Raw genomic sequence first — 23,312 nt, 5'->3', positions numbered from 1 at the left:
CTCCCCGTTCGGCAGTGTAGCGGGCGGACCAGCGCTTTTGCGTAGCAGGCGGTGTTTTGATTCGCCGACTATTCCACACCGATCCGCGTCCCCCAAGGTGGAATATCGGCTCGGCCGCAGGCCCTGTCAAGCATTTTCGGGGAGGGACCATGACACATCGCGCCACGAACTCGTCCACTGGTATAGGAGCAGTGCCGGTATTGCTGATCGTCTGCGCCGCCTCGTTCCTCACCTTCCTCGACGTGTCGGTGGTGAACATCGCCTTCCCGAGCATCTCGAGCTCGTTCGCCGGCACCCCGGAATCCACCCTGACCTGGGTCGTCAGCGGCTACAGCGTCACCTTCGCGGCCGGACTCGCGCCCGCCGGCCGGCTGGCCGACGTGATCGGCCGCGGCCGGCTGTTCCTCATCGGCCTGGGCGCCTTCGTGCTGACCTCGGCGGCGTGCGCCTTCGCGCCCACCGCGGAACTGCTCATCGGCGCGCGACTGCTGCAGGGCGCGGCGGCGGCCGTGGTCGTGCCCGCCTCGGTGGGATTGCTGCTCGGCGTGGTGGAACCGGCCAAGCGCGCCGGGGCCATCGGCGCCTGGACCGCCACCAACGGACTCGGCGCGGTTCTCGGCCCGGTCTTCGGCGGCCTGCTGGTGGATCAGCTCGGCTGGCCCAGCATCTTCATCATCAATATCCCCATCGGCCTGCTGCTGGTGGCCATCGGCCTGGGCCTGGTGCCCCTGGACCGCCCGGCCTTGCGCGGCCCGCTGCCGGATGCGTTGGGCGCCATCCTCTTCGCCACCGGTATCGGCGCGCTTGTGGCCGCCATCACCCGCGGCCAGGACTGGTCCTGGACCTCACCGCTCACGATCTCGCTGCTCCTCGGCGGTCTCGCCCTGGCCGCCGTGTCCCTGCTGCGCGCCGCGTACCACCCCAGCCCCGCCGTCAATCTGGACCTCTGGCGCATCGGCCTGTTCGCCCGCACCAGCATCGCCTCGGCCCTGATCGGCCTGGCCCTGTTCGCCCACATGCTCATGGGCCCGATCTTCCTGGCCGCCATCTGGCACTACTCGGTCTTGAAGGCCTCGTTCGTCCTCACCATCGCCGCCGTCACCGCCATGATCTCCTCGATCCTGGTGGGCCGAATCGGCACGCCGCACAATGCCGGTCGGCTCTCCGCCCTCGGCGCTCTGATCTTCTCCGCCGGCGCCGCACTCCTGGGCACCCACCTGCTCGATGCCACCGATCGCCTCTGGTCGGTCTGGGCCCCCGCCGCCGCGATTTCCGGCCTCGGCATCGGCCTGGCCTTCGCCGCTCTCGGAATCGCCTCCGCCGCAGCCATTCCCGAGGAGAAGTTCGCCGCCGGGCTCGGCATGACCTTCACCGTGCGCCAGGTCGGCGGCGCGCTGGGCATCGCGGTGCTGGCCGCCATCATCTCGGCCAATGGCGCCAATCTGCTGGAAGCAGTACACGAGCTGTACCGATTCGAAGCGGTGGTCCTGCTCCTCGCCGCACCGCTATGCCTGACCTTGAAGCCGGCGCGGCTCACCAAACCCGTTGCCGTGGCCTGGATCAGGGGCCCGGCTCAGGGCTCGTAGAGTGCGGCCGGGCCGAGCTCGCGGACGATACGAGCCAGTGCCCGCACCGGTTCGGTCTCCGCGTTCGTACGCCAGACCAGGCCGAAGCGCAGCTGCGATCGTTCCTTCAGCGGTGTGAACACGACATCCGGGCGCGGGTGATAGCGATGCATGTGCGCGTTCATGAGGTGGATTCCCTCGCCCGTGCCGACGGCGGTGAAGATATCGTCGACCGACCGGTTGGGCGTCGGATGACGTTCGACCGCACGGCCTTTGGGAGTGTAGAAGGGGGTGTAGGCATCCACCCAGTAGTCGAGCAGGGGGACCGGCAGGCCGCCCGCGACAACACCCCGCTCGCCGATGACCTCGATGGACACCGGGCCCTGGCCGGCCAGGGGATGATCGACGGGCACGATCAGCATCTTGGGTTCGGTGAAGACCACGGGCCCGACGGTGAGGTCGGGTTCCTCGATCGGAAGCCAGGAGATGAGCGCGTCGATCTCGCCATTGCGCAGCGGTTCGAAGGCGTCGATATAGGGATTGTGCTGAATCCGTAACTCCCACTGCGGGTGTGCGGTGCGGAAGGCATCCCAGATCGGTTTCAGATCGTGGGCATTGTGCGGGATCATTCCGACGCGCAACCGGCCCGTGACGCCGCGCGCCGCCTGTCGCGCCCGCTCCATGCCATTGCGCAAGCCGAGATAGACCGGTTGCAGGTCGTCGCGCAACTGCTCCCCGATCGGGGTGAGGGTGACATTGCGGCTGTCGCGGTCGAACAGCCTCGCGCCGACTTCGCGTTCCTGCTTCTTGATCGCCTGGCTCACCCGCGTGACCGAAACATACAGCCGCGCCGCGGTTCTGCCGAAGTGCAGTTCCTCGGCCAGCGTCAGGAAGATTTCGATATCACGCAGTTCCACCCCGGCCCTCCCGCCTTGTTCTCGCCGGGGCATGCTACCGAACTCGCGTTCGAATCGTGAACCTGTGGCTTGACGAACCGTATCGGATTTCGCCGTTGTTCCCGCTGGTAGGGCCCAGCAAGCTGTACGCAGCCCGATCGAAAAAGGAGATGACGCAATGACATTCGATACCGCTCACTGGCAGGCGCGGCTGGACGCGCTGCGCGAGGAGAACCACATGCCGGGGCTGTCGCTGGCCGTGCTCGCCGACGGTGAGATTCACGAGTTGGCCAGCGGCGTGCTGCACCGCGGCATCGGGAATCCCGTCACCACCGATGCGGTGTTCCAGGTCGGCTCGGTGACCAAGATCCATACCGCGACGCTCATCATGATGCTGGTCGATCAGGGCAGGCTCGACCTGGACGCGCCGGTCGCCGAGGTGCTGCCGGACTTCCGGGTGGCCGATCCGGAGGCCACCAAGACCATCACCGTCCGCATGCTGCTCAACCACACCAGCGGCCTGTCCGGCGACCATCACATCGACACCGGCCGCGGGGACGACGCCGTGGCCGAGTACGTGCGGTCCTGCGCCGACCTGCGGCAGGACTGCCCGCCGGGAATCGTGGTGTCCTACTGCCAGTCCGGCTACATCATTCTGGGCCGCATCATCGAGGTGGTCACGGGGCAGACCTACGATGCCGCGCTGCGGGAGATGCTGATCGAGCCGCTGGGCCTGACCCACACCGTGACCCTGCCCGAGGAGGTGCTGCGCTTCCCGAATGCCATGAGCCATCTGGGTCAGGCCGGGGCGCTGCCGGAGGTCGCACCGGCGTGGAATCCGTTGACCCGCGCCCAGGTTCCCGGCGGCGGGGGATTGTGCGCGACGGCCGCCGACATTGTGCGGCTGGCGAAACTGCATCTCGACGGCGGCGTCGCGCCCGACGGCACCCGGCTGCTCGGCGAGCCGATCGTGGCAGCCATGCAGCAGCGCGAGATCGAGGTGCCGGACAAGTGGACGGTCAGCTCCGATGCCTGGGGTCTGGGCTGGACGCTCTACGACTGGAACGGCGCCTTCGGCTACGGGCACGACGGCTCGGCCATCGGACAGCACAGCTACCTGCGGGTGGCTCCGGAAGCAGGGGTGATCATCGTGCTCCACGACAATGGCGGCGACACCCCCTTCACGCACGGCCACCCCATCTATCATCGCCTGTTCAGCGAACTGCTGCGCGATCTCGCGGGCATCGACATGCCGGAGGATTTCGCCCCGCCCGCCCAGCCGCCGCGGGTCGACATCGCGCCGTACCTGGGCATCTACCGCCGCGCGGGTATCAAGATCACCATCGGGGACGGCCCCGCGGGCCACACCGCGACCTACGAATTCGTCGACGGCATGGATGGATTGGCGCCGCCGCTGCACATGGAACTGGTGCCGGTCACCGACACCGTGTTCGCCGGTCGCGCCAATGCCGCCGAATCGTGGCTGCCCGTGGTCTTCTCCACGCTCCCGGACGGCAGCGTCTACTGCTACATCGGCGTCCGCGCGGCTCCGAAGGTCGCCTGACGATCGCCACCCACGGAAATTCGGTGGCGCCGACCAGGTTTCTGCGGGAACCTGGTCGGCATGTTCTCGCACGCCATCGCCGCAACGCCCGCAGTCGCGGGTGCGATGGCCGCTGCCCTGGTTCTCGCATTCGACGGCGCACGACGCTGACCTTCTCCGGGACGTCCCGGGACCTCAGACGGGGAAGGTCGCTCGTTGCTGAGGTTCCCTCGAATCACGACTCCCAGATGGAGAATTCGTCATGGCCAAGCAGGCCTTCGTCCGTACCAAGCCGCATCTGAACGTCGGGACCATGGGGCATGTCGATCACGGGAAGACGACGCTGACCGCCGCCATCACCAAGGTGCTCGCGGAGCAGGGCGGCGGGACGTATGTGCCCTTCGATCGGATCGACCGGGCGCCGGAGGAGATCGCGCGCGGGATCACCATCAATATCTCGCACGTCGAATACGAAACCGCCACACGGCATTACGCGCATGTGGACATGCCGGGGCATGCGGACTTCGTGAAGAACATGATCACGGGGGCCGCCCAGCTGGACGGGGCGATCCTGGTGGTGTCGGCGTTGGATGGCGTGATGCCGCAGACCTCCGAGCACGTGCTGCTGGCCCGGCAGGTCGGGGTCGAGCACATTGTGGTCGCGCTCAACAAGGCCGACGCCGCCGACAGCGAGCTGCTGGAGCTGGTCGAGCTGGAAGTGCGGGAGCTGTTGTCCGCGCAGGGTTACGACGGGGAGAACCTGCCCGTCGTGCCGGTGTCGGGGCTGCGGGCGCTCGACGGCGACGAGCAGTGGTCGCAGGCCGTGCTGCGGCTGCTCGAGGCCATCGACGAGTACATCCCGATGCCGGTGCGCTACACGGACGCGCCGTTCCTCATGCCGGTGGAGAACGTGCTCACCATTACCGGGCGCGGGACCGTCGTCACCGGGGCGGTGGAGCGCGGCCGGGTCCGGGTGGGCGACCGGATCGCCGTGCTCGGGTACGGCGACAGCCTCGAGTCCGTCGTGACCAGTGTCGAAACCTTCGGGCGAACAATGGAATCGGCGGAGGCCGGGGACAATGTGGCGTTGCTGCTGCGCGGTGTGCAGCGCGGGCAGGTGACCCGCGGGCAGGTCGTCGCGGCGGTGGGCAGCATTGCGGTGCACACCCGGTTCACCGCGCGGGTGCATCTGCTCACCCCGGCCCAGGGCGGGCGACGCACCGGTATCGCCACCGGCTACCGGCCGCAGTTCTACGTGCGCACCGGCGACGTGGTCGGCGATGTGGTGCTGCCGGACGGGCGCGCGCAGCCTGGGGACACCGTCGAGATGGCGGTGACCCTGGGGCGGCCCGTCCCGCTGGAGGCCGGTCTCGGCTTCGCCGTGCGTGAGGGTGGCCGGACGGTTGCCGCCGGTACGGTCCTCGCCGTGAACGAATAGCGGAGAGGGGTGCTCGGCCCCGTCCTTTTTGGGCTGGGGGCCGAGACTCCGCCCGCACACCGGCCTGCCAGTGCCGTGATTAGGTGATATGTCCCCTATTCTGTCGCAATGACCAACCGTCTCTGGAAGTTTGCTGCCGCACTGGGGGTGACCGCTCTGGCGGTCACCGGATGTTCGAGCGGATCGAAGAACGACTCCGACAAGATCGATGTCGGGGTACTGGTCATCACCATGTTCGACCCGGAGAACGAGGTGTGGCTGCAGCGCGAGGACCTGCCCACCACCGTCGAGGTCCCCGGCGCTTTCAAACCGGTGCGCTGCAATGCCGACCGGCTGTGCGTGGCCGAAACCGGTCAGGGCAAGTCCAATGCCGCCACCACCATGATGGCGATCCTCAACAGCGACAAGTTCGACTTCTCCAAGGCCTACTTCCTCACTGCGGGCATTGCCGGCTCGCCGCCGGATCAGGGCACCCTCGGCTCGGCGGTGTGGGCCAATTGGGTCGTCGACTTCGACCTCGGCAACCACCTCGATCCCGCCGAGGCGCCGGAGGTGCCCTTCGCCTACCGTCCCGTCGAGGACTACAACACCGACGCCTACCACCTCGATGAATCCTTGGTGGACAGGGCATTCCAGCTGACCCGCGAGGCCAAGCTGGCCGACAGCCCCGAGGCCGCCGCCGAACGCGCGCTGTTCCCCGGCCAGGCCGGCCGCGTCCCGTCGGTCATGAAGTGCGACACCATGACCGGCGACGACTACTACTCCGGCAAGGTGCCCTCCGATCAGGCCCGCTACATCATGGAGGTGCGCACCGCGGGCAAGGGCGTGTACTGCACCACCCAGATGGAGGACAATGCCGTCGCCACCGCCCTCAACGCCCACGGCTACCTCAACCGCTACCTGAGCCTGCGCACGGTCAGCAATTTCGACCAGCCGCATCCGGGCCAGACCGTGGTCCAGCATCTCGACACCTCGACCGCCGGTTTCAAACTGGCCCTGGACAATGCCTACAGCGTGGGCAAGGCCGTGGCCGACGATCTGCTGAAGAACCCGCCCTCGAATTAGCGAACGGTGGCCGGCCCGAGCGGTTTCAGAGGTAGTGCAGCCGCTCGGGAGGCTTGACACCTGAAACTCACGTGACGGGCCGGATCACTGCAGGGGCCGGATCACTTCAGGGGCAGGATCACTTCAGGGGCAGGGCGCCGTCCATGCCGCCCACATCGGTGATCGTCCAGTCGGAGTTGCGGTCCACGGTCACGCTGTAGGTGACGGTGGTCTGCGCTCCGTCGGGATTCTGGGCATTGGCGGAGCTGACATTGATGAAGACGTTCACCTTGTAGATCCCGCCCGCCTCCGACATCACCTTGGCGGTAATGGGATTGGCGGTGGAGGTCCACTGCAGCGGTGTGAGGATCTCCTGCAGCTTCGGTGCGCTGGTATCGAACTTGCTTGCCAGGGCGGGAGCCGTGTTCTCCTTGAGCCGCGCCACCCAGGAGTTGAAGTCGTTGTAGTTCACCGTGGATGCCCCGACCGCATAGGTGGTGGCTACCTGCTCCGCCTGCGCGGCCTCGCTCGCCGCGGTCGCGCGGTCGGAGATGTCCATTCGCGCGGCGATCAGGAATCCGCCCAGCACGAGGGCGGCGACGGTCAAGGCCGCGACCACCGCCGACCAGCCGACCGACACCACCGGAATCGTGATGGTGCGCGAGTTGCGCTGCACCGTAGCCGGTTTCGATTCCTGGGCGGCGGTGTCGGGAGACTTCTCGAGTTCGACTGTCATTGCTACTCCCACTGTTTCGGATACGAGCTACTTGACGGAGATCCGCAGTTGCAAGGTCCCGTCCTCGCTGGTCATGTGCAGCGCCTGCGAAATGAGGCTGCCCAGATCGAGGTGGGCGAGGCTGGAAACACCGCTGCGCGTCAGGGGTTTCAGCAGCGGCACCAGCGGCTGGAGTTCCGGCCCGAGCCGATCCACCCGGTCGGCCAGCTCCAGCAGCCACGGCACCAGGCCGATGGCTTTCTCGTTGTCGACCAGGAAGGAATCGGGGGCATCGCTGGCCCGCATCACCCGCCCGAGCGCCCCCGCCACATCGGCCACGCGCGGTCCGAAGTCGGCCCACGGTCCGGCGGCGGCTTGCAGCGCCGGTCCCGACCACGCCATATCACCGGCATTGGCCTGCAGCGACACCAGCATTCCGCGAATCAGATCGGTGCGGCTGAGCAGGGTGGCCGCCAGCAGATCGGTGGCGCGCGAGAGCTGTGGAACCACCGTCTCGGTGCCGTCCATCGCCACGCTGAAGGTGTCCACGATGGCGGCGAGCTTGGCCGGATCGAGCTGCCGCAGCAACTGGGTGCCGATCTTGGCGACCTCCGGAATGGACATGGGCCGGGCGACATTGTCGGCCCGCACGGTCTGGCCGTTCCGCAGATACGGGCCGGAGCCGCCGGTGGGCCGGAATTCCAGATAGGGTTCGCCGAGCGCGGACAGGCTCTCGATGCGCGCGGGGCTGTCCACCGGAATCGGATAGCTCGCATCCACCTCGAACACCACCCGCACCCCGCGGCCGGCGTGCTCGACCTCGGTCACCCTGCCCACCTCGACGCCGGACAGCAGCACCTTCGAACGCGGCAGCAGGCCCCCGGATTCGGTGATCGCCATGGTGACGGTGAGGGTTTCGCGGAACGGGTTCACCCGGGCCACGCCGAAGGTCAGGTAGGCGACACCCACCACGAGGATCACCGCGATGCTCGCCAGGGAGGCGATCGCACTCGATTTCATCGCACCACTCCGATCATGCGCAGCGCCCGCGCGACGCTGTCGACCTGCTCGTCACCCGCGAGGGGTGCGGCGCCGTCGGTCACGGTAATGCCGGTGATGTTCACCTTCGGCCCCTGCTGCACGAACGGCACCACCTTGTCGCGCACCAGGGCGACCAGGCGGTTCACATTCGACGGCGCGCTCAGATCCAGGGGATTGGCGCCGAACAGCAAGGGCACGAACGCTTTCGCCGCCGCGTCGCCGGCGTACAGCAACGGTGACAGCCAGCGCAGGGCCTGGCCGATGATGCCGAGACCGCCGACGATGCCGAGGGTCTGGATGAGGGAGTTGGCGTCGGCCGGAATCTCCACCGAACCCCGCGGGCTGAGCAGTTCGGCGAGCTCGACCGGATTGTCCAGCACCGAATTCAGGTCCTTCTCGATGGCGTCGAGGAAGCGGTCCACCACATCGAGATTGCTGCTCACATCCTCGACATCACGGCCGAGGGTCTCGGCTATGCGGGCGGTATCGGCCGGTTCGGCGGGCAGCACCGCATTGGTCTGGTCGATGATCTGCTGCAATTGCTGGATCGCCCCGCCGCCCACGAAGGTCGACAGGCCCACCAGCAGATCCTCCACCTGGAGCGGCGGTTTGGTCTGAGCCAGTGGAATGGATCCGCCCGGTTCGATCAGGGTGTCGAATCCGTTTGGCGGCGTGGTCAATCCGATGAAGATGTCGCCCAGGATGGTGTCCTGGCGCAGTTGCGCGGTGGTGGCGGCGGGCAGTTTCACCGCCGAGGAGATCTCCACCACGGCATCGATGCGTCCCGGGCCCGCCGCCGACGGGTCGACCACGGTGACCGAGCGCAGGCTGCCTATCTTCGCGCCATTGGCGACGACCTTGGCCTGCGCGGGCAGATTGAGGGCATTGGCGAATTCGATGTGGATCCGATAGGTGGGACCGGCGACGGAGGCTCCCGGGACGGGCACCTTCGACGGGTCGAGGGTGCAGGCGCTCACCGGCAGGGCGGCGGCCATGATCATGGCCAGCCCGGCGGCGGCGCGCCGCCCCTGAGAGGTCGGTTTTCTCATTGCGCCCCCGCCAATCCGAGAACCAGCGGAACGAGATCAGCGGTGGCCAAGCCGTTCTCCGCCGTCCTGCACCGGCCCGGCGCGACGGCATTCACCGCGGCGCACAACTGCTCGGCATTCGCCTGCGGCAGAGCTACTTTCGGTGACGCATAGGTCACTCGCACCTGGCCGGTCTCCGGATCGGCCGATTGGCGGAACAGCTCCGCCAGGGGCGGAATCATGTCGATGATCTTCTGCAACGAGCCGATGCTGGCCGACAGCAGTTTCAGGTAGGGCAGCGTCTCGTCGATCCCATTGAGGATGTCGTGGCCGTACTTGTGGGCAATGGTGTTCAACCACGGCAGAACCACCAGTAGCGAGTCGATGAGCTTGACGGTGTCGACCCAGACCTCGTTGATGAAGGCGATGCCCGGACCCACCTGGAGCAGCATGGATTTGATGTCGCCCCAGTTGAGCGCCACGCTGGAACTCAAGGCCGCGAACGAGTCGAGCAGCGCGCCGATATGCCCGATCGCGGCATCCGGCTGTCGCAACGCGTCGCCCAGATCCTTGATGAGCTGATTGAGCTTGGGGCCGGTGCCGCTGGTGGCGGCCTCGAAGGCGGTCACGCTGTCGCGGATTCCGGTCTGTTCGGTCCCATCGGCGGTGAGCTCGTTCGCGAGCCCGGTGAACGCCTGCAAGGTCTGCGAAATGCTCTTGGGCGTAAAGGTTTTGGTGATGCACCGGTCGCGATCCCAGTCGGTCGGCGCCTCGACCTCACCGAGCACCTCGAGTTCGCGATCGGCGACGAGGGTGTCGTTGACGGTGGTGGCGACGACCTCGCCGCGCAGCGGCCGCCCGGCCTCGATATCGAAATCGACACGCACACTGCCGTTCTCGGGCGTGATCGAGCGCACCGTTCCGACCGGGATGCCCAGCATGGTGACCTGGTTGCCCGGATACAGGCCGATGGCGTCGGGCATGATCGCGCAGTAGGCGCTGGTCTTCTTCAGCGGATCGAAGGCGAGCAGATATCCCACGACCGCCACCAGCGCGACCAGCGTCACCCCGATCGAGGTGACGAAACCCTGTGAGCCGAGTACGCGTTTCATCTCAGCACCCCGATCCCGGCACCGGCACGCAGAACTGCGGTGCGGGCACCGTGACCGCGGACTGATCCACCGTGACCCCCTCGGCCGGTGAGACGGCCGCCTGCAAGCGGGCCTCGAGGTCGGTCAAACCCCCGACCGCCTGGTCGAGCCGCGCCCCGAGATCCTTCAGGGCGGGCAGCGCTTCGAGCAGCTTGTCCACCAGCGGCTCCAGCTGGGTGCGCCAGCTCGGCTCGATACCCGCGATGCGGGCCAGCAGCGAGCTCGTGACGGCCAGCGCCTCCTTGATCTCCGCGCGCTTGGCCAGGCCCTTCTTCGCGAGGACATCGACCTGCCGGACGAAAGTGCCCAGCAGTGCCTTGTTCTGGTCGACGGTCGTCAAGTACTCGTCCATCACGGTCAGGGCACGCGACACCTCGGCATTCTGGCGATTGAGGATGCCGACGAAGGTCTCCATGGCATTGCCGATGCGGCGCAATCCATCCGGGCTGTCGCCGAGCGAATCCTGGAGCGCGGCCAGGTTGCCGCGCAGCGTCTCGCCGTCCACCTCGGTGATCGGGGTGGCGGCGTCCTGGAGCGTGCGCACCAGGCTGTAGGGCAGCCGGACCCGGTCGGCGGGGATGACGCCCGAGCCCAGCGGTTTGTCCCCGGCGGGGAAGGCGGCGATGTAGTGGCCGCCGACCGCGGTGAGCATGCGGACCTCGAGGGTGGTCCGATCGCCGAGGAAGACGGTGGTCTTGATGGCGAAGGTCATGCGCACCCGATCCGCCAGCAGCTCCAGCGATTTCACGGTGCCGACCCGGATACCGGCAATGCGGATCTCATCGCCGGCGCGGACCGACCGCGCCTCGGACAGCTCCGCGGTATAGGTGCTCTTGCCGATCGGCAGCACGTAGACGGCCCCGGCGATCACCAGCATTGCCGCCAGCACCACCGCGCCGAACACGCCGAAGCGCAGTTCGCGCCGGATACTGCCGGCCGTCTGCTGGTCGGGATGGTCGAGCACGTCGCCCAGCGCGGGCAACAGCCGGCGCAGCCGCCCGGGTTTGTGGGTGTTCAGCTGTTGCATATCGAAATCCTCTGGCCGGCAATGAGAACCGCGAGCGGCCCGGGGACCGCCGCATTGCCCTTGGAGCAGGTCATATCGATCTGCCCGGCCGGGACGGAGGCCGGCGGCAGCAGATTCGCCAGCGACTGCACCAGACCGGGCAGCCGCCCCAGCAGGTCGAGAGCCTGATCGGGATCCGGGAACAGCAGGCGCAGATCCTTCTCCAGCTCCACGTTCTCGTTCTCGGTGAAGCCCAGCGTGGCCATGATGCTGTTGAGCGGCCCCAGCGTGGACGGCGCGGCATCGGCGAACAGCAGCAGGCCGTCGACCTTCTCCTGGAAGACGCTGAAGACATCGGCCAGCCCCTGCAACAGGGTGAGCAGATACGGGGACTTGCCGCCGATCTGATCGGAGATGCTGCGCATATTGGCCACGACGGTGGTCAGCACCGCCTGCCGGTCGGAGACATAGCGGCTCATCCGCTCGAAGGCGTCGAGCGCGGGCCCGATGCCGGTCCCATTGCCCTCGATGACGGCCAGTACGCCCTCGGCGAATTGGTTGAGCGCGCCGGGGGAGAACTCCCGCAGCACCGGTTGCAAACCGTTGAACAACTGGGTGATGTCGAAGGACGGGATGGTCCGGTCGGCGCCGATCGTGTCGCCGGTCCGTTGTTGTTCGCCGGGCGAATCCGGCTGGCGCACATCCACATACCGCTGACCGGTCAGCGACTGATAGCGGATGGCGAGCGTGCTGGCGGTATAGACCGGCCGGTCCTGCTGCACGGTGAACCGCACCACGGCCTGGGTGCCGACCAGGTCGATGGCGGTCACCTTGCCGACCTGGACGCCGTACATGCGGACGTCGTCGCCGGTCTTCAGGCCGCTGGCATCGGTGAATTCGGCGCGATAGCCCTCGGTTCCACCGCCGACCGGCCGGGTGATGGCCGCGACCACCACCGCCAGCAGCAGGCCCATGGCGGTGGCGAAGATCGCCAGCCGCACGATGACGGCGCGAATGGAGTTCTGCCTCACGGGGTTCCTCCGTTCCCGCCGGTCACCGGCGTGGTGAGGGCGGCGAAGGCTTGCCCGCCCAGCAGCGGCACGGCGATCCCGGGCACGCCGCGCAGGGTCACGGCCACATTGACCGCGGGGCCCGCGGGGGTATCGACGAACATCCGGTGCAGCCGGTCGACCAATTGCGTCAATTCCGCCTGGGACAGAGCGGGATTCGGGATCGTCGCCGCCAGCGCGCCCACCAGCGGGGCGAGCGTGTCGGTCATCTCGTTGAAATGCGTGCGGGATACGTCACCGATGGTGCCGATGGCCGGGAACGCCTTGTTGGCGACCATATCGATGGTGCCGTCGTACTGCGGCCGGGCATTGACGAAGACCTCGACGTTCATGATCGCGTGGAACAGCTTGAACGTCGAATTGCTGAAATCGCCCAGCCCGGCGAGGAATGCGGCGTACTGGTCGATCAGGAACGACGACGGATAGTGCTGGGTGTCGGCGACCGCCCGGCTCATGGCGATCACGGCCTCGATCATGGGCGTGAACGCCCGCAGGTCCGTGCTGAAGGTCGTGATCAGCTCGGTCAGCCGGGGAGTCAGCACCTCGGTGGAGGTCTCGGTCAGGCTGCGCAGCAGCGCGCCCATGGTCACATCGCTGACCCGCCCGGCCAGGTCCACCACCGCGCCCTCGGTCAGCGCCGTGCCGCCCGCGGCCGGATGCAGCACCACCGAGCTGATGCCGAAGAGATTCTCCGGCGCGTAGTCGACGGTGAGCGCATCGGTGAGCGCGGCGGTCTGCTCCCGGTCCAGATCCAGGCTCAGCAATTGCCGTCCGCCGTCGATGGGCTCGACCTCGGTGATCTCACCGACCGCCACGCCGTCCAGGCGCACCGTGGTGCCCGCGACAATGCCCTCGCCGATCTGCTCGGTGCGCAACTGGATTCGCAACCGGTCCGCGGCGGGCAGATGCAGGATGACGTACCAGGCCACCCCCAGGGCGATGACCAGCAGCAGGGCGACGACGCCGAGCAGCCGGGAATCGCGCCGCCCCATGGTGATTCCGGGAATCGAATAATCCGGCATGCCTCACCCCGGGAATTCGATCGAGGAGTTGACGCCCCACAGCAGCAGCGTCAGCACCATGTCCAAGCCGATGATGGCGACGAAGCTGGCGCGCACCGCCCGCCCCGACGCAATGCCGACGCCCTCGGGGCCGCCGGTGGCGAAGAAACCGTAATAGCAGTGGATGAGAATCACCGCGACACCGAACACCAGGATCTTGATGACGGCCGCGAGAATGTCGTAGCCGCTGGAGAACTGGAAGAAGTAGTGGTCGTAGACGCCGCCGGCCTGGCCGTGCAGCAGCACGACCACCGTCGAGCACGCCAGATACGACAGGATCAGCGCGATGATGAAGGTCGGCACAATGGCGATCGCGCCCGCGATGACGCGGGTGGTCACCACGAACGGCACCGACCGCAGACCCAGCGATTCGAGGGCGTCGATCTCCTCGGAGATGCGCATGGAGCCGATCTCGGCGGTCATCCGGCAGCCCGCCTGCGCGGCGAAACCGACCGCCGCCGCGATGGGCGCGAGTTCGCGGGTATTGGCGAAGGCCGAGACCACGCCGGTGACCGAGCCCAGCCCGATCAGGTCGAGCGCGGCGAACGCCTGAATGCCGACGCCCGCGCCGATGGACACGCCGAGTACCACCAGCATCGGCACGGTGCCACCACCGACAATGAAAGAGCCACGGCCCCAAGTCATATCGGTGACGGTGCGCATGGTCTGCCCGCGATAGCGGCGCAGCGTCAAGGGAATTCCGGCCAGCGCCTGCCAGGCGAAGCCGAGCATGAACCCGGCGTTCTCCAGCGGTGCGAAGGCCCGGCCGCGCTTGGCGTAGAGCCGGGCGGCCCGGCGGAAACCCTTGGGGGCGTAGGGAGTAGCGGTCATCACGCCACCCGCATCGGCATGAACATGGTGACCACCTGGGTGATCACGAGATTGACGACGATAATGGCGGCGACCGAGAGCACCACGGCGGCGTTCACGCCGTCGGCCACCCCGCGCGGCCCGCCGCGCGCCTCCAGCCCGCGCTGGCAGGCCACGATCACCACGATGAAGCCGAACAGCACGGCCTTGGCCAGGGAGATCCACACATCCGTCAGCACCGTGAAGGCGCCGAACGTCGCCCAGTAACTGCCCGGCGTGACGTTCTGCGCCCCGATGGCCACGAAGTACCCGGCCACGATGCCGACGAAGACAATGAGGATGTTCAGCAGCGGCGCCACCACGATCATGGCCGCCACCCGCGGAATGACCAGCCGGTGCACCGGATCGATGCCCATCACCCGCAAGGCGTCGATCTCCTCGCGCACCGTGCGCGCCCCCAGATCCGAGGCAATGGCCGAGGCCCCCGCCCCGCCGAGCAGCAGGCCGGTCGCAATGGGCGCGCCCTGCTGGATGACGCCGAGCCCGCCGGCCGCGCCGATGAGCGAATCCGCGCCGAGTTGATGGATCAGATTGCCCACCTGCACCGACACCACCACCCCGAACGGAACGGCCATCAGAATCGCGGGCAGGGCGGTGACGGTAATGAGATACCAGGCCTGATACAGCATTTCGCGCCATTGGAACCTCCGTGCCAGCAGATCGGCGACCGTTCCGCGCACGGACTCGACGCCGAGGTCGACCGTCCGCCCGAAGGTGGTCAGGCTCGATAGCGCGATCTCGGAGAAGTTCCGGCGGACGATCCCCAGGGCCGTGGTCGTATCGCCCCGCCATCGGGTCGACGACTCGGGCTCCATCTAGTGCTCTCCTCCCTCGGCCCCCGGCGCCGGCCCGCGAGAAGCGCGCCGGCCGAGGGCTTTTCTGCACGCTATGCAGGCCGGGCGCCGGTGCCCATGGCAGTGCCCGCCACGGCGTTGACAGTTTCCGACTGTGGTCGGCCGCGCGTCATCGACGCTGATTAGACTGGCCGCACCGGTCCGGGATCGGTAATCGTCCGATGAATGCAGGAGGAGTGAGTGTCCGAGCGCCGCGAGCGCATTCTCGACGCCGCGCGGGGCCTCATCGTGCGCGACGGGTACACCTCGGTCAGCATGCACGCCATCGCGCGGGCCGCCGGCGTGACCCGCCCGGCCCTGTATGCCGAATTCTCCGATCGTGACGAACTGTTCGCGGACCTGCTCGACCGCGAGGAGCGGGCGGTGCTGGAGATGGCGGCCGACTCGACGCCGGAACTGCCGCCCGGCGCGGATCCGGTGGCGGTGGCCGATCAGGCCGTCGGCATCTTCCTGGACCTGGTCCTGTCGGCGCCGGAGACGTGGCGGCTGGTGCTCATGCCCGGCGACGGCATGCCGCCGGAGGCCCATGAGCGGATCGAGAAGGCGCGCGGCGCGATTCGCGAACGCACCCGGGTGCTGCTGACCGTGGCCGCCGCGCTCGGCGAACGCGAGATCGACACCGAACTGGTCAGCCACGGCGCGATCAGCGTCAGCGAGACCGCGGCGCGGCTGCTGGTGCAGGACGGCGCGGACCGCGAGGCCGTGGCGAAAACCCTGCGCTGGCTGACCCGCCGCGCCCTGGCGGCCGCCGCCATACCCGTGCGACCGGCCGGAAAGGACTGAGCGGTGCCCAATGCCTCGAGCCGCGCCGCCAAACCACGGCGGCGCTACGCCAAACGGCTCACTCCCGCCGACCGCCGGGAGCAATTGCTGGACGCGGCCCTGAACCTGGTGGTGGAGAACGGTTTCGCCGCCGTGTCCATTGCCGCGGTCGCCGAGCGCAGCGGCGTCACCCGGCCGGTCGTGTACGACCTGTTCGGCAGCCGCGACGAGGTGCTCACCGAGCTCATCGAGCGGGAATCCGCGCGCATGCAGGCCGCCGTCGCACGGTCGATGGCCGCGGCGCAGGCCGAAGCGACCGTGCCGGAGGCGGTTTCGGCCTCCCTGCGGCAGTTCCTCGAAGAGGTGCGCGCCATGCCCGCCACCTGGCGGCTGGTGTATTTCCCGATCGACGGCGTGCCGCCGGTGCTGCGCGAACGCGTCGAGAAGACCCGCGACGAGCTACGCGACCCGTATCGGAGCCTGCTCGGCGACTGGCTGGCCGACCGTCCGGACGACGACGGCCAGGTCGATCTCGACGTGCTGGTGCGCGTGGTGCAGGGACTGATCCAGACGGCCTCGCGCCTGGTGCTCGACGACCCGGAGCACTACGACCCGGACCGCATTCTCGCCATGTTCGCCATGCTGTTCTTCGCGGAATCCTGACTGCCCCGGGCCGATTCGCCGCCTCGTATCGTGCGGCTCTCACGAGGCGAGCGTGACCGGGGACAGCGTGGCCCGGACGAAATCGGCCAGGGCGGCGGCGATCGGCTCCGGTGAACCGTCCGCGCGCGGGTCCGCGCCCGCGGCCACATCGCAGTGCAGATAGCCGGGGAACCAGTGCGTGTTCTCCGGGTACACGCCGAATCTGGTGAGCGGCCGGGTGAAGCTGGATGCGCCCATCAAGTTGATCGAGGGCAGCCGGGCCGCGCCCGCCTCGTGCCGGAGCGGAGCCAGGGATCCGGTGCGGCAACCCGCCAATACCGCTGCGGCGTCGAGGGATTGGCGCAGGGGGAAGTAGTCCTCGAACACATTGAGCCGCCCGCCCGCCAGTATGTCGGCCAGTTCCACGATGCTCACCACCTCACCGGCCGCGGTGGAGGCCGGGATGCCGCTGCGCGAGAGCTGGCCGGGGGCGTCCGCGGCGCCGCAGCGGTCGTAGTCGCGCCAGTGGTACAGCTCCTCGAAGGAGGTGGGGCTGTAGCGCGGCTGGGTGCCGAAACCCGCCTGGTACAACGGTTTCAGCACCGGTAGCCGCCCGGCCTCGAAGGGCAGGGGGAAGGTGCGCGGGGCCACCGCGGCACTGTCCAGGGTGCCGCAGCTCATGGACAGGATCGCCAGATTGATGGAGGTGTGCGCGCCGCCGAACAGGCCCAGCAGCGCCAGATTGGTGAGCCGCAGCTTGCGGTAATCCGGTGTACCGGTGAGGAATTCGCGCCACGTGCGGGCGGTCGAGCCGCGCACGCACAGCCGGGGGGTGCCGGTGTCCGGGACCAGCCGCAGGATATCGGACTCCTCGTCGGGCGCCAGGACGGCGGCCGCGGCGACGGCGGCGATGAGCGCGAACGCCTCGGGATTGCCCCAGGGCCCGCCCATGGCCACGGTGGTGCGCGGAAAGAGCCCGCGCCGCATGGCCGCCGGAATGCGTTCGAGTCCGCGAGCCGTCGCCCGCAGCGGTCCGCCGAGCAGGCGGCGATCGGCCAGCCGCAGCGGATCCAGATGGCAGACGGTGTCGAGCGCGACGAGCCCGGCGATCTGCTCGTGCCCGGGCCGGCCCGCGAAATCCCAGGCGGCATAGCTGCCGGCCTGAATGCCGCCCAGCGAATGCCCGCCGAGCACCACCCGTTCGGCCCGCGCGTCCGGGTCCGGGATCTCCCGGCACAACACCTCGTGCACGTCCGCGAGGGTGCGCGCCATGCCGAATTCGCCGAGGAAGCCCAGTCTCCGGTCCGGCACGAACCCGCCGAAGACGCGCCCGCCGACCTCGCGGCCGCCGTAGAAGTAGTCGAAGGCCAGGTGGTAGTCGCCCTCGGCCAGGGCCACCTCGATGGCCGAATGGTCCTCCACCCCATTGGCGCGGCGGTCGAGCACCCAGACCTCGGCGGTCAGCCCGGCGGCGCGCAGATTGCGAATCGTATTGCGGCCCAGCGGTTGCAATGAGCGCGCACCGGCGGTGGCGCCGGGCAGCAGGACGAGCACGGTATCCGCGGCGGCCGGATCGTCGGGCCCGGACTCGAGGGTGATGCGCAGATGCCGGAGTTCGTCGCACGCCTCGGGATGAGCGCCGCAGCCGTCCGGCAGCGGCACTCGATGGGTGACCATGCTGAGCCGTACGCCATCGGCGGCTCCCAGCGCCTGTTCCGCGCGCACCGCGACCTCCCCGGTCCTCCACTGCTCCGACGCAGTTCGATCAGCGTAGAAGTCCAGCGGTGATTCGAGAAGGTCTGGCTCAGACAGTGGCGAGTTCAGAGCATGTTCTGGCGGCTGGAGTCAAACGTCCGCCCCGGAGGATGGGACTTCCGGAAGAGGTGTCCGTGACAGTTCGGCACGGCAATTGTGTAAGTTAGGCCACACCGAGTGGTCCGGCGTTGATATATTTCGCCAAAACCACGAGGTCAGCGTTGGTTGGTCGATGAGGACACGGGTACATGTTCGATTGGGATCTACTGAGGAACACCTCGAGCGTTCATGTCATGACGCAGCTCGCCGCGGAACGGGGGATGTCCGCGGCCGCCTGCCTGGAGGGCACCGGGCTCACGCCGGAGGCGGTGATCGATCCCAATGCCGAAGTCACCGCGCGCCAGGAAGTCGCCGTGGTGCGCAATGTGCTCGCCCGCTTCGGCAATGAACCCGGTCTGGGCGTGGAGGCGGGCAGCCGCTATCACGTCTCCCTGTATGGGCCGTGGGGACTGGCGCTGCTCAGCAGTCGCACCCTGCGCGATTCGGTCGACGTGGCCTTGCGGTACGTGGGACTCGCCTTCGCCTTCGGGCAGCTCTCGTTCGAGGAATCCGATGGTGAGGCGCGACTGGTGCTCGACGATCACGAGATACCCGGGGACGTGCGGCCGTTCCTGACCGAGCGGGTCATGACGGGCATCCAGACGCTGGGCCGGGAGCTGTTCGCCACCGGAGTGCCCGTGCACCGGGTGTCGTTCCGCCATGCCGCGCCGGCGGACACCAGCCGCTATCGCGCCGTCTTCGGCATCGAGCCCACCTTCGGCGCGCCCGCCAATGTCGCCGCCTTCGACAGCGTGTACCTGGAACTGCCGCTGCCGCAAGCCAATGAGTGGGCGCGCAGCACCCATGAACAGCTGTGCCGGGACCTGCTGGCCCGCCGCCAGGCCCGCACGGGCGTCGCCGGGGCGGTGCGGGATCTGCTGGTGCGCAAACCCGGTGAGGTGCCCGATCAGACCGCGGTGGCCGGCGAACTGTTCATGAGCCCCCGCACGCTGTCGCGGCGGCTCAATGAGGAGGGCACCTCCTTCCGGGCACTGCTCGACGAGGTGCGGCAGATGCTGTCGGAGGAACTGCTCGACCACACCGATATGACCACCGAGCAGGTGGCGGCCCGGCTGGGCTATGCCGAGGCGGCCTCGTTCATCCGGGCCTTCCGGCGCTGGAAGGGTTGCCCGCCACAGGAATACCGAGGCCGCGCGGGCCGGGGCGGCGCGCTGATCCCGGAACTGGTGTAGCGGTCCCGGCTCCCGTCCGGCTGGCGGAAAGTGTCAACCGGGCGTCCTGAGCTGCTCTGGTCGTGCGTCCGAGATGCCGGATAGCGTCCCCGTGAAAATCGGCGGTATGGAGGACGCGGCGTGGACGATTCGCAACCCGGGAACGCGGGGTTCGACTTCGATTGGATCGTGGTCGGCAGCGGGTTCGGCGCCAGCGTGTGCGCGCTGCGCCTGTCGGAGAAGGGATATCGAGTCGGCGTACTCGAACAGGGCCGCCGCTTCGCCGACACCGATTTCGCGGAGAAGGCCTCACAGCTGCGCCGATTCCTGTGGCTGCCCGCGCTCGGGCTGCGCGGCATCATCCGCCTCGCCCCGTACAAGCACGCCACCGTGCTGGCCGGAGTGGGCGTGGGCGGCGGCAGCCTCGTCTACGCCAACACCATGTACCAGCCGCACGGCGACGACTTCTACCGGCACCCGCAGTGGGGTGAATTGGCCGACTGGCGAACGGAATTGGCGCCGCACTTCGACACGGCCAAACGGATGTTCGGCGTCGAGCCGTACCGGGGCGCCCGGCCGGTGGACAGCCTCATGCGCGGGCTGGCCGCCGATCTCGGTGTGCCCGACGGATACCGGCGCACACCGGTGGCGGTGTATTTCGGCGAGCCCGGAAAGACCGTGCTCGACCCGTATTTCGGCGGCGCGGGCCCGGAACGCACCGGCTGCGTGCGGTGTGGCCAGTGCATGCTGGGCTGCCGGTACGGCGCCAAGAACAGCCTGCCGAAGAACTATCTCTGGATGGCGGAAAGAGCCGGAGCGACAATCCTTTCCGACCTCAAAGTCATCGATGTCGCCCCGCTCGGCGACGCCGCGGGCGAGCACGGATACCGCCTGCGCGCCCGCAAACCCGGGCTGTTGCGGAGCGGTGCAAGAGAATTCACCGCGCAGGGCGTGGTGATCGCGGCCGGAGCGCTCGGCACCAATGAACTGCTCAGCGCGTGCAAACGCGGTGGTTCGCTGCCTGCGCTGTCCGATCGGCTCGGAGAAGTCGTGCGCACCAATGACGAATCCATCCCCGCGGCCTCCACCATGGATCGCGCCGCCGACTACCGCAGCGACGTCGCCATCACCTCGAGCATCTTCCCCGACGACCACACCCACGTCACCAACAACACCTACGGTGACGGCGGCAGCGCACTGGCCCTCTTCTACGGTCCCGCCACCACCGCGAATTCATCCCTCGGCCGCTGGGCCCAATTCCTGCGCGCCTACCCCGGCTACCTGTTCGGCCTGATCCGCACCCGCCGCTGGTCGCGCCGCACCATCATCTTCACGGTCATGCGCGGCACCGACGTCTCGCTGCGCCTGCGCCGCGGCTTCGGCCCCGGCCGCCTGCAAACCGTCGCCGTGGGCGAGCCGCCCGCCGGCGAAACCGCCATCGACATCGCCCGCCGCGTGACCTCGCTCGCCGCGGCCCGCATGCGCGGCCGCCCCCTGGCCTCGCTCGGCGAGACCCTCGGCTCCGCGCCGATGACCGCGCACTTCCTCGGCGGCGCCGTCATCGGCCGCGACCGCGACCACGGCGTCATCGACCGCCGCCACCGCGTCTTCGGCTACACCAACCTGCTCGTCTGCGACGGCTCCGCCGTCCCCGCCAATGTCGGCGTCAACCCCAGCCTCACCATCTGCGCCATGGCCGAAGCCGCCATGAGCCACGTACCCCCGGCGTCACAACCCTGAGCCCGCGCCGAGCCGGAGCGACGCCACCGGATCGCGGGACCTTCAGTTCGGTCCGTCCGGTCGCGGCGATTCGGCGTCACCGCCGCGCCCACCGCCCTGCTCGCCGCCGGTTCCCTCGCTCGCGGAGGATCCGATCCGGCGCGGCCGGGCGACCCGCCGAATGCCACCGACCGGGCCGCCGTCCGCGGTCCGTTTGCGCCGAGCCGCGCCGAGATCGACGACGCCCCCGTCCTGCTCGCCTCCGCCCGGCTCGGTCTCCGGAGCCGGATGCTGCGCCCGGCCCGGGTCGGCCGGCCACCACCCGGTCTCGCGCTGCAATTCCGACCGCTGCACGGGCCTGGTCGGCGCGGGATCGTAAACGGACCCACCCTCCGACCGCCAAGGCTGCTGCGGCCGCTCGCTCGCTTCTTCGGTCATCCGCCGCGGCCGCCGCGGCAACCGCGTGACCTTCGACGATCCCTCGCCCGCCGCGGGGCCCCCGGCCTCGGCGGCCCTCAGCCCTTCCAGCTTCCGCCGCAACCGCTCCACCGCATCGACCCGGTACCCGCCGTCCCCCGGCACGGACCCCCGCCCCGGCTCTTCCTGGTCCGACATCGTTCTAGCCGCCGACGGATGCCGCGACACCCGCCGGCGCCACGACCACTACCCCGCCCCAACCTCTGAACTTCTCCCTGATTACGCAATTCACGACCATATTCTCCCTCACTGTGCACGGGTCCCTGCCCCGCGCGCCGACCCCCGGGTGACGAATCAACGATAACCGCCCAAACCGCACACTCGCGTTTCACACGAAGTGGGGAGGGGCTGGGGAAGTGCGGTGGCTTCGGCTTTCGCCGCCGGTGGGGGAGAAGTCACGCTTCGGCCGGGAGCAGCTGTGCCAAGGCCACGAGCAGTGGCGGCAGTGCCGCGAGCGCCACGCACACCGCGGTATTGACCCGGCGGTTCTCGTACAGCACCGCGATGAACTCGCGCAGCAGTGCACCGGGCAGGTAGTAGAAGGCGGTCGGCGCGCCGACGACTTCGGCGTCCAGACCGAGGTCACGGGCGAGGAATGCGGTGCGCATGGCGTGGAAGTTGCTGGTCACCAGCACCATTCGGGAGCCTATGCCGCGTTCGGCGAGCAGATCCCTGGTGCAGAGCAGGTTCTCGCGGGTGGTGGTGGAGCGGTCCTCGCGCAGGACCGCCTCGGCGGGCAGCCCTTTGTCGAGCAGATACCCGGCCATCGCCTCGGCCTCGGAGACCTTCTCGTCGGATCCTCTGCCGCCGCTGGTGACCACCACCGGATGGCGGCCCCGGCCCACCTCGGCCCGGTACACCTCGAGCGCACGGTCGAGCCGGTTGGCCAGCAGTGGCGGCACGCGGGCGCCGATCAGCCCGGAACCGTGCACCACGATGGCGGCCATGCCGGACTGATACGACAGGCGGGTGTACACCCAGGCGTACATCAGGAATGCCACGCACAGGAACCCCAGATAGCTCAGGACCAGCATCACCGACGCCAGGATCACCGCGAACCAGAAGTTCTCGGTCCACAATGCCACGACGAACAGCACGTACGGCACCAGCAGCGTCATGCCCAGCCCGAGCGGCAGCAGGTGCGCGAGGCTGAGCCCTTCGCGCCGCACCACTTGCACGCCATTGATCATCAGCAACCCGGCCAGGGCGAGCACCAGCAGCGGTGACAACAGCACCACGATCGCGGCCAGGGTCGCCAGGAAGCTGTCCTCGTCGGTCCCGATAATGCCCATGCCGGCGAACATGGCCCCCGGACAGCAGGTACACCCCATTGCTCAAACGCCGCCTGTCCTTGCGGAAACGCAGCACGAAGACGGCCAGCAGCACCAATCCGATCGCGAGCAG

21 protein-coding genes are annotated in these 23,312 nt (G+C 68.5%); 8 read left to right on the top strand and 13 right to left on the bottom strand.

The features are described 5' to 3' along the window. Window positions 1-191: 191 nt before the first annotated feature. Complete coding sequence (locus tag ACFVIV_RS10625) at window positions 192-1,586, top strand: MFS transporter (protein WP_379194745.1); 1,395 nt, start codon at window positions 192-194, stop codon at window positions 1,584-1,586. On the opposite strand, the gene ACFVIV_RS10620 is transcribed toward ACFVIV_RS10625, so the two are convergent. Then, window positions 1,574-2,482 (bottom strand): LysR family transcriptional regulator, encoded by a 909-nt coding sequence (locus ACFVIV_RS10620; RefSeq protein ID WP_379194743.1) that lies wholly within the window; start codon window positions 2,480-2,482, stop codon window positions 1,574-1,576. The two genes, ACFVIV_RS10625 and ACFVIV_RS10620, sit on opposite strands and share 13 nt — an antisense overlap. Window positions 2,483-2,639: 157 nt before the next feature. On the opposite strand from ACFVIV_RS10620, the gene ACFVIV_RS10615 reads away from it, so the two are divergent. From ACFVIV_RS10615 to ACFVIV_RS10605, 3 genes are all read left to right on the top strand, one after another. Continuing rightward, window positions 2,640-4,025, top strand: a complete 1,386-nt coding sequence (locus tag ACFVIV_RS10615; RefSeq protein ID WP_379194741.1) for a serine hydrolase domain-containing protein — start codon at window positions 2,640-2,642, stop codon at window positions 4,023-4,025. A gap of 241 nt (window positions 4,026-4,266) precedes the next feature. After that, complete coding sequence (tuf, locus tag ACFVIV_RS10610; RefSeq protein ID WP_379194739.1) at window positions 4,267-5,442, top strand: elongation factor Tu; 1,176 nt, start codon at window positions 4,267-4,269, stop codon at window positions 5,440-5,442. Between the two features lie 108 nt (window positions 5,443-5,550). Next, window positions 5,551-6,507, top strand: a complete 957-nt coding sequence (locus ACFVIV_RS10605; protein WP_379194737.1) for a purine-nucleoside phosphorylase — start codon at window positions 5,551-5,553, stop codon at window positions 6,505-6,507. A 118-nt stretch (window positions 6,508-6,625) separates the two neighbouring features. Here ACFVIV_RS10605 and ACFVIV_RS10600 read toward each other — a convergent pair whose 3' ends face one another. Genes ACFVIV_RS10600 through ACFVIV_RS10560 form a run of 9 tightly spaced genes read right to left on the bottom strand, consistent with a single transcriptional unit; the run spans window position 6,626 to window position 15,243 of the window. After that, window positions 6,626-7,222, bottom strand: a complete 597-nt coding sequence (locus ACFVIV_RS10600) for a hypothetical protein (protein ID WP_379194735.1) — start codon at window positions 7,220-7,222, stop codon at window positions 6,626-6,628. Window positions 7,223-7,249: 27 nt separating this feature from the next. Further along, the gene (locus tag ACFVIV_RS10595) at window positions 7,250-8,221 is read right to left on the bottom strand and encodes an MlaD family protein (protein ID WP_379194733.1); all 972 of its coding nucleotides are present in this window, start codon (window positions 8,219-8,221) and stop codon (window positions 7,250-7,252) included. Next, window positions 8,218-9,291 (bottom strand): MlaD family protein, encoded by a 1,074-nt coding sequence (locus ACFVIV_RS10590; protein ID WP_379194731.1) that lies wholly within the window; start codon window positions 9,289-9,291, stop codon window positions 8,218-8,220. Before ACFVIV_RS10590 ends, ACFVIV_RS10595 begins: the two co-directional genes overlap by 4 nt. Beyond that, entirely contained in the window at window positions 9,288-10,382 is a 1,095-nt protein-coding gene (locus ACFVIV_RS10585; protein ID WP_379194729.1) for an MlaD family protein, read from the bottom strand. Before ACFVIV_RS10585 ends, ACFVIV_RS10590 begins: the two co-directional genes overlap by 4 nt. Window position 10,383: 1 nt before the next feature. Then, the gene (locus ACFVIV_RS10580) at window positions 10,384-11,448 is read right to left on the bottom strand and encodes an MlaD family protein (protein WP_379194727.1); all 1,065 of its coding nucleotides are present in this window, start codon (window positions 11,446-11,448) and stop codon (window positions 10,384-10,386) included. Then, window positions 11,436-12,458 carry an MlaD family protein gene (locus ACFVIV_RS10575; RefSeq protein WP_379194725.1) on the bottom strand — a complete coding sequence of 341 codons (1,023 nt, stop codon included), beginning with the start codon at window positions 12,456-12,458 and terminating at the stop codon, window positions 11,436-11,438. The genes ACFVIV_RS10580 and ACFVIV_RS10575 overlap by 13 nt, the downstream gene beginning before the upstream one ends. Beyond that, window positions 12,455-13,519 (bottom strand): MlaD family protein, encoded by a 1,065-nt coding sequence (locus ACFVIV_RS10570; protein ID WP_379194723.1) that lies wholly within the window; start codon window positions 13,517-13,519, stop codon window positions 12,455-12,457. The genes ACFVIV_RS10575 and ACFVIV_RS10570 overlap by 4 nt, the downstream gene beginning before the upstream one ends. Before the next feature lie 3 nt (window positions 13,520-13,522). Continuing rightward, window positions 13,523-14,389: an ABC transporter permease gene (locus ACFVIV_RS10565; protein ID WP_379194721.1), complete on the bottom strand. Its 867-nt coding sequence runs from the start codon at window positions 14,387-14,389 to the stop codon at window positions 13,523-13,525. Continuing rightward, window positions 14,389-15,243: an MlaE family ABC transporter permease gene (locus ACFVIV_RS10560; RefSeq protein WP_379194719.1), complete on the bottom strand. Its 855-nt coding sequence runs from the start codon at window positions 15,241-15,243 to the stop codon at window positions 14,389-14,391. Before ACFVIV_RS10560 ends, ACFVIV_RS10565 begins: the two co-directional genes overlap by 1 nt. A gap of 219 nt (window positions 15,244-15,462) precedes the next feature. On the opposite strand from ACFVIV_RS10560, the gene ACFVIV_RS10555 reads away from it, so the two are divergent. Both ACFVIV_RS10555 and ACFVIV_RS10550 read left to right on the top strand, forming a co-directional pair. Further along, window positions 15,463-16,065 carry a TetR/AcrR family transcriptional regulator gene (locus tag ACFVIV_RS10555; RefSeq protein WP_379194718.1) on the top strand — a complete coding sequence of 201 codons (603 nt, stop codon included), beginning with the start codon at window positions 15,463-15,465 and terminating at the stop codon, window positions 16,063-16,065. Window positions 16,066-16,068: 3 nt separating this feature from the next. After that, window positions 16,069-16,707, top strand: a complete 639-nt coding sequence (locus tag ACFVIV_RS10550) for a TetR/AcrR family transcriptional regulator (RefSeq protein ID WP_379194716.1) — start codon at window positions 16,069-16,071, stop codon at window positions 16,705-16,707. A 39-nt stretch (window positions 16,708-16,746) separates the two neighbouring features. Here ACFVIV_RS10550 and ACFVIV_RS10545 read toward each other — a convergent pair whose 3' ends face one another. Further along, window positions 16,747-18,411 (bottom strand): hypothetical protein, encoded by a 1,665-nt coding sequence (locus ACFVIV_RS10545; protein WP_379194714.1) that lies wholly within the window; start codon window positions 18,409-18,411, stop codon window positions 16,747-16,749. A 323-nt stretch (window positions 18,412-18,734) separates the two neighbouring features. Between ACFVIV_RS10545 and ACFVIV_RS10540 the strand changes: the two genes are divergently transcribed. Both ACFVIV_RS10540 and ACFVIV_RS10535 read left to right on the top strand, forming a co-directional pair. After that, complete coding sequence (locus ACFVIV_RS10540) at window positions 18,735-19,733, top strand: AraC family transcriptional regulator (RefSeq protein ID WP_379194712.1); 999 nt, start codon at window positions 18,735-18,737, stop codon at window positions 19,731-19,733. A gap of 120 nt (window positions 19,734-19,853) precedes the next feature. Further along, window positions 19,854-21,452, top strand: a complete 1,599-nt coding sequence (locus ACFVIV_RS10535) for a GMC oxidoreductase (protein ID WP_379194710.1) — start codon at window positions 19,854-19,856, stop codon at window positions 21,450-21,452. Between the two features lie 42 nt (window positions 21,453-21,494). Here the strand turns inward: ACFVIV_RS10535 and ACFVIV_RS10530 are convergent, their stop codons facing one another. Beyond that, a complete protein-coding gene (locus ACFVIV_RS10530; protein WP_379194708.1) occupies window positions 21,495-22,046 on the bottom strand; it encodes a hypothetical protein in 552 nt (183 codons plus the stop codon). A 257-nt stretch (window positions 22,047-22,303) separates the two neighbouring features. After that, on the bottom strand, window positions 22,304-23,200 hold the full coding sequence (locus ACFVIV_RS10525) for a YdcF family protein (RefSeq protein ID WP_379194706.1): 897 nt from the start codon (window positions 23,198-23,200) through the stop codon (window positions 22,304-22,306). Window positions 23,201-23,312 lie beyond the last annotated feature (112 nt).

The sequence above is a fragment of the Nocardia sp. NPDC127526 genome (assembly GCF_042672265.1).
In the GTDB taxonomy this organism is placed as follows: domain Bacteria; phylum Actinomycetota; class Actinomycetes; order Mycobacteriales; family Mycobacteriaceae; genus Nocardia.
The sequence above is the reverse complement of the archived record's forward strand: the minus strand, read 5'-3'. Positions and strand labels throughout refer to the sequence as shown.

Coding starts and splice junctions, on each gene's coding strand:
- ACFVIV_RS10615 (WP_379194741.1), top strand. CDS start 2,640: ATGACATTCGATACCGCTCACTGGCAGGCGCGGCTGGACGCGCTGCGC.
- tuf (WP_379194739.1), top strand. CDS start 4,267: ATGGCCAAGCAGGCCTTCGTCCGTACCAAGCCGCATCTGAACGTCGGG.
- ACFVIV_RS10605 (WP_379194737.1), top strand. CDS start 5,551: ATGACCAACCGTCTCTGGAAGTTTGCTGCCGCACTGGGGGTGACCGCT.
- ACFVIV_RS10600 (WP_379194735.1), bottom strand. CDS start 7,222: ATGACAGTCGAACTCGAGAAGTCTCCCGACACCGCCGCCCAGGAATCG.
- ACFVIV_RS10595 (WP_379194733.1), bottom strand. CDS start 8,221: ATGAAATCGAGTGCGATCGCCTCCCTGGCGAGCATCGCGGTGATCCTC.
- ACFVIV_RS10590 (WP_379194731.1), bottom strand. CDS start 9,291: ATGAGAAAACCGACCTCTCAGGGGCGGCGCGCCGCCGCCGGGCTGGCC.
- ACFVIV_RS10585 (WP_379194729.1), bottom strand. CDS start 10,382: ATGAAACGCGTACTCGGCTCACAGGGTTTCGTCACCTCGATCGGGGTG.
- ACFVIV_RS10580 (WP_379194727.1), bottom strand. CDS start 11,448: ATGCAACAGCTGAACACCCACAAACCCGGGCGGCTGCGCCGGCTGTTG.
- ACFVIV_RS10570 (WP_379194723.1), bottom strand. CDS start 13,519: ATGCCGGATTATTCGATTCCCGGAATCACCATGGGGCGGCGCGATTCC.
- ACFVIV_RS10565 (WP_379194721.1), bottom strand. CDS start 14,389: ATGACCGCTACTCCCTACGCCCCCAAGGGTTTCCGCCGGGCCGCCCGG.
- ACFVIV_RS10560 (WP_379194719.1), bottom strand. CDS start 15,243: ATGGAGCCCGAGTCGTCGACCCGATGGCGGGGCGATACGACCACGGCC.
- ACFVIV_RS10540 (WP_379194712.1), top strand. CDS start 18,735: ATGACGCAGCTCGCCGCGGAACGGGGGATGTCCGCGGCCGCCTGCCTG.
- ACFVIV_RS10530 (WP_379194708.1), bottom strand. CDS start 22,046: ATGTCGGACCAGGAAGAGCCGGGGCGGGGGTCCGTGCCGGGGGACGGC.
- ACFVIV_RS10525 (WP_379194706.1), bottom strand. CDS start 23,200: ATGGGCATTATCGGGACCGACGAGGACAGCTTCCTGGCGACCCTGGCC.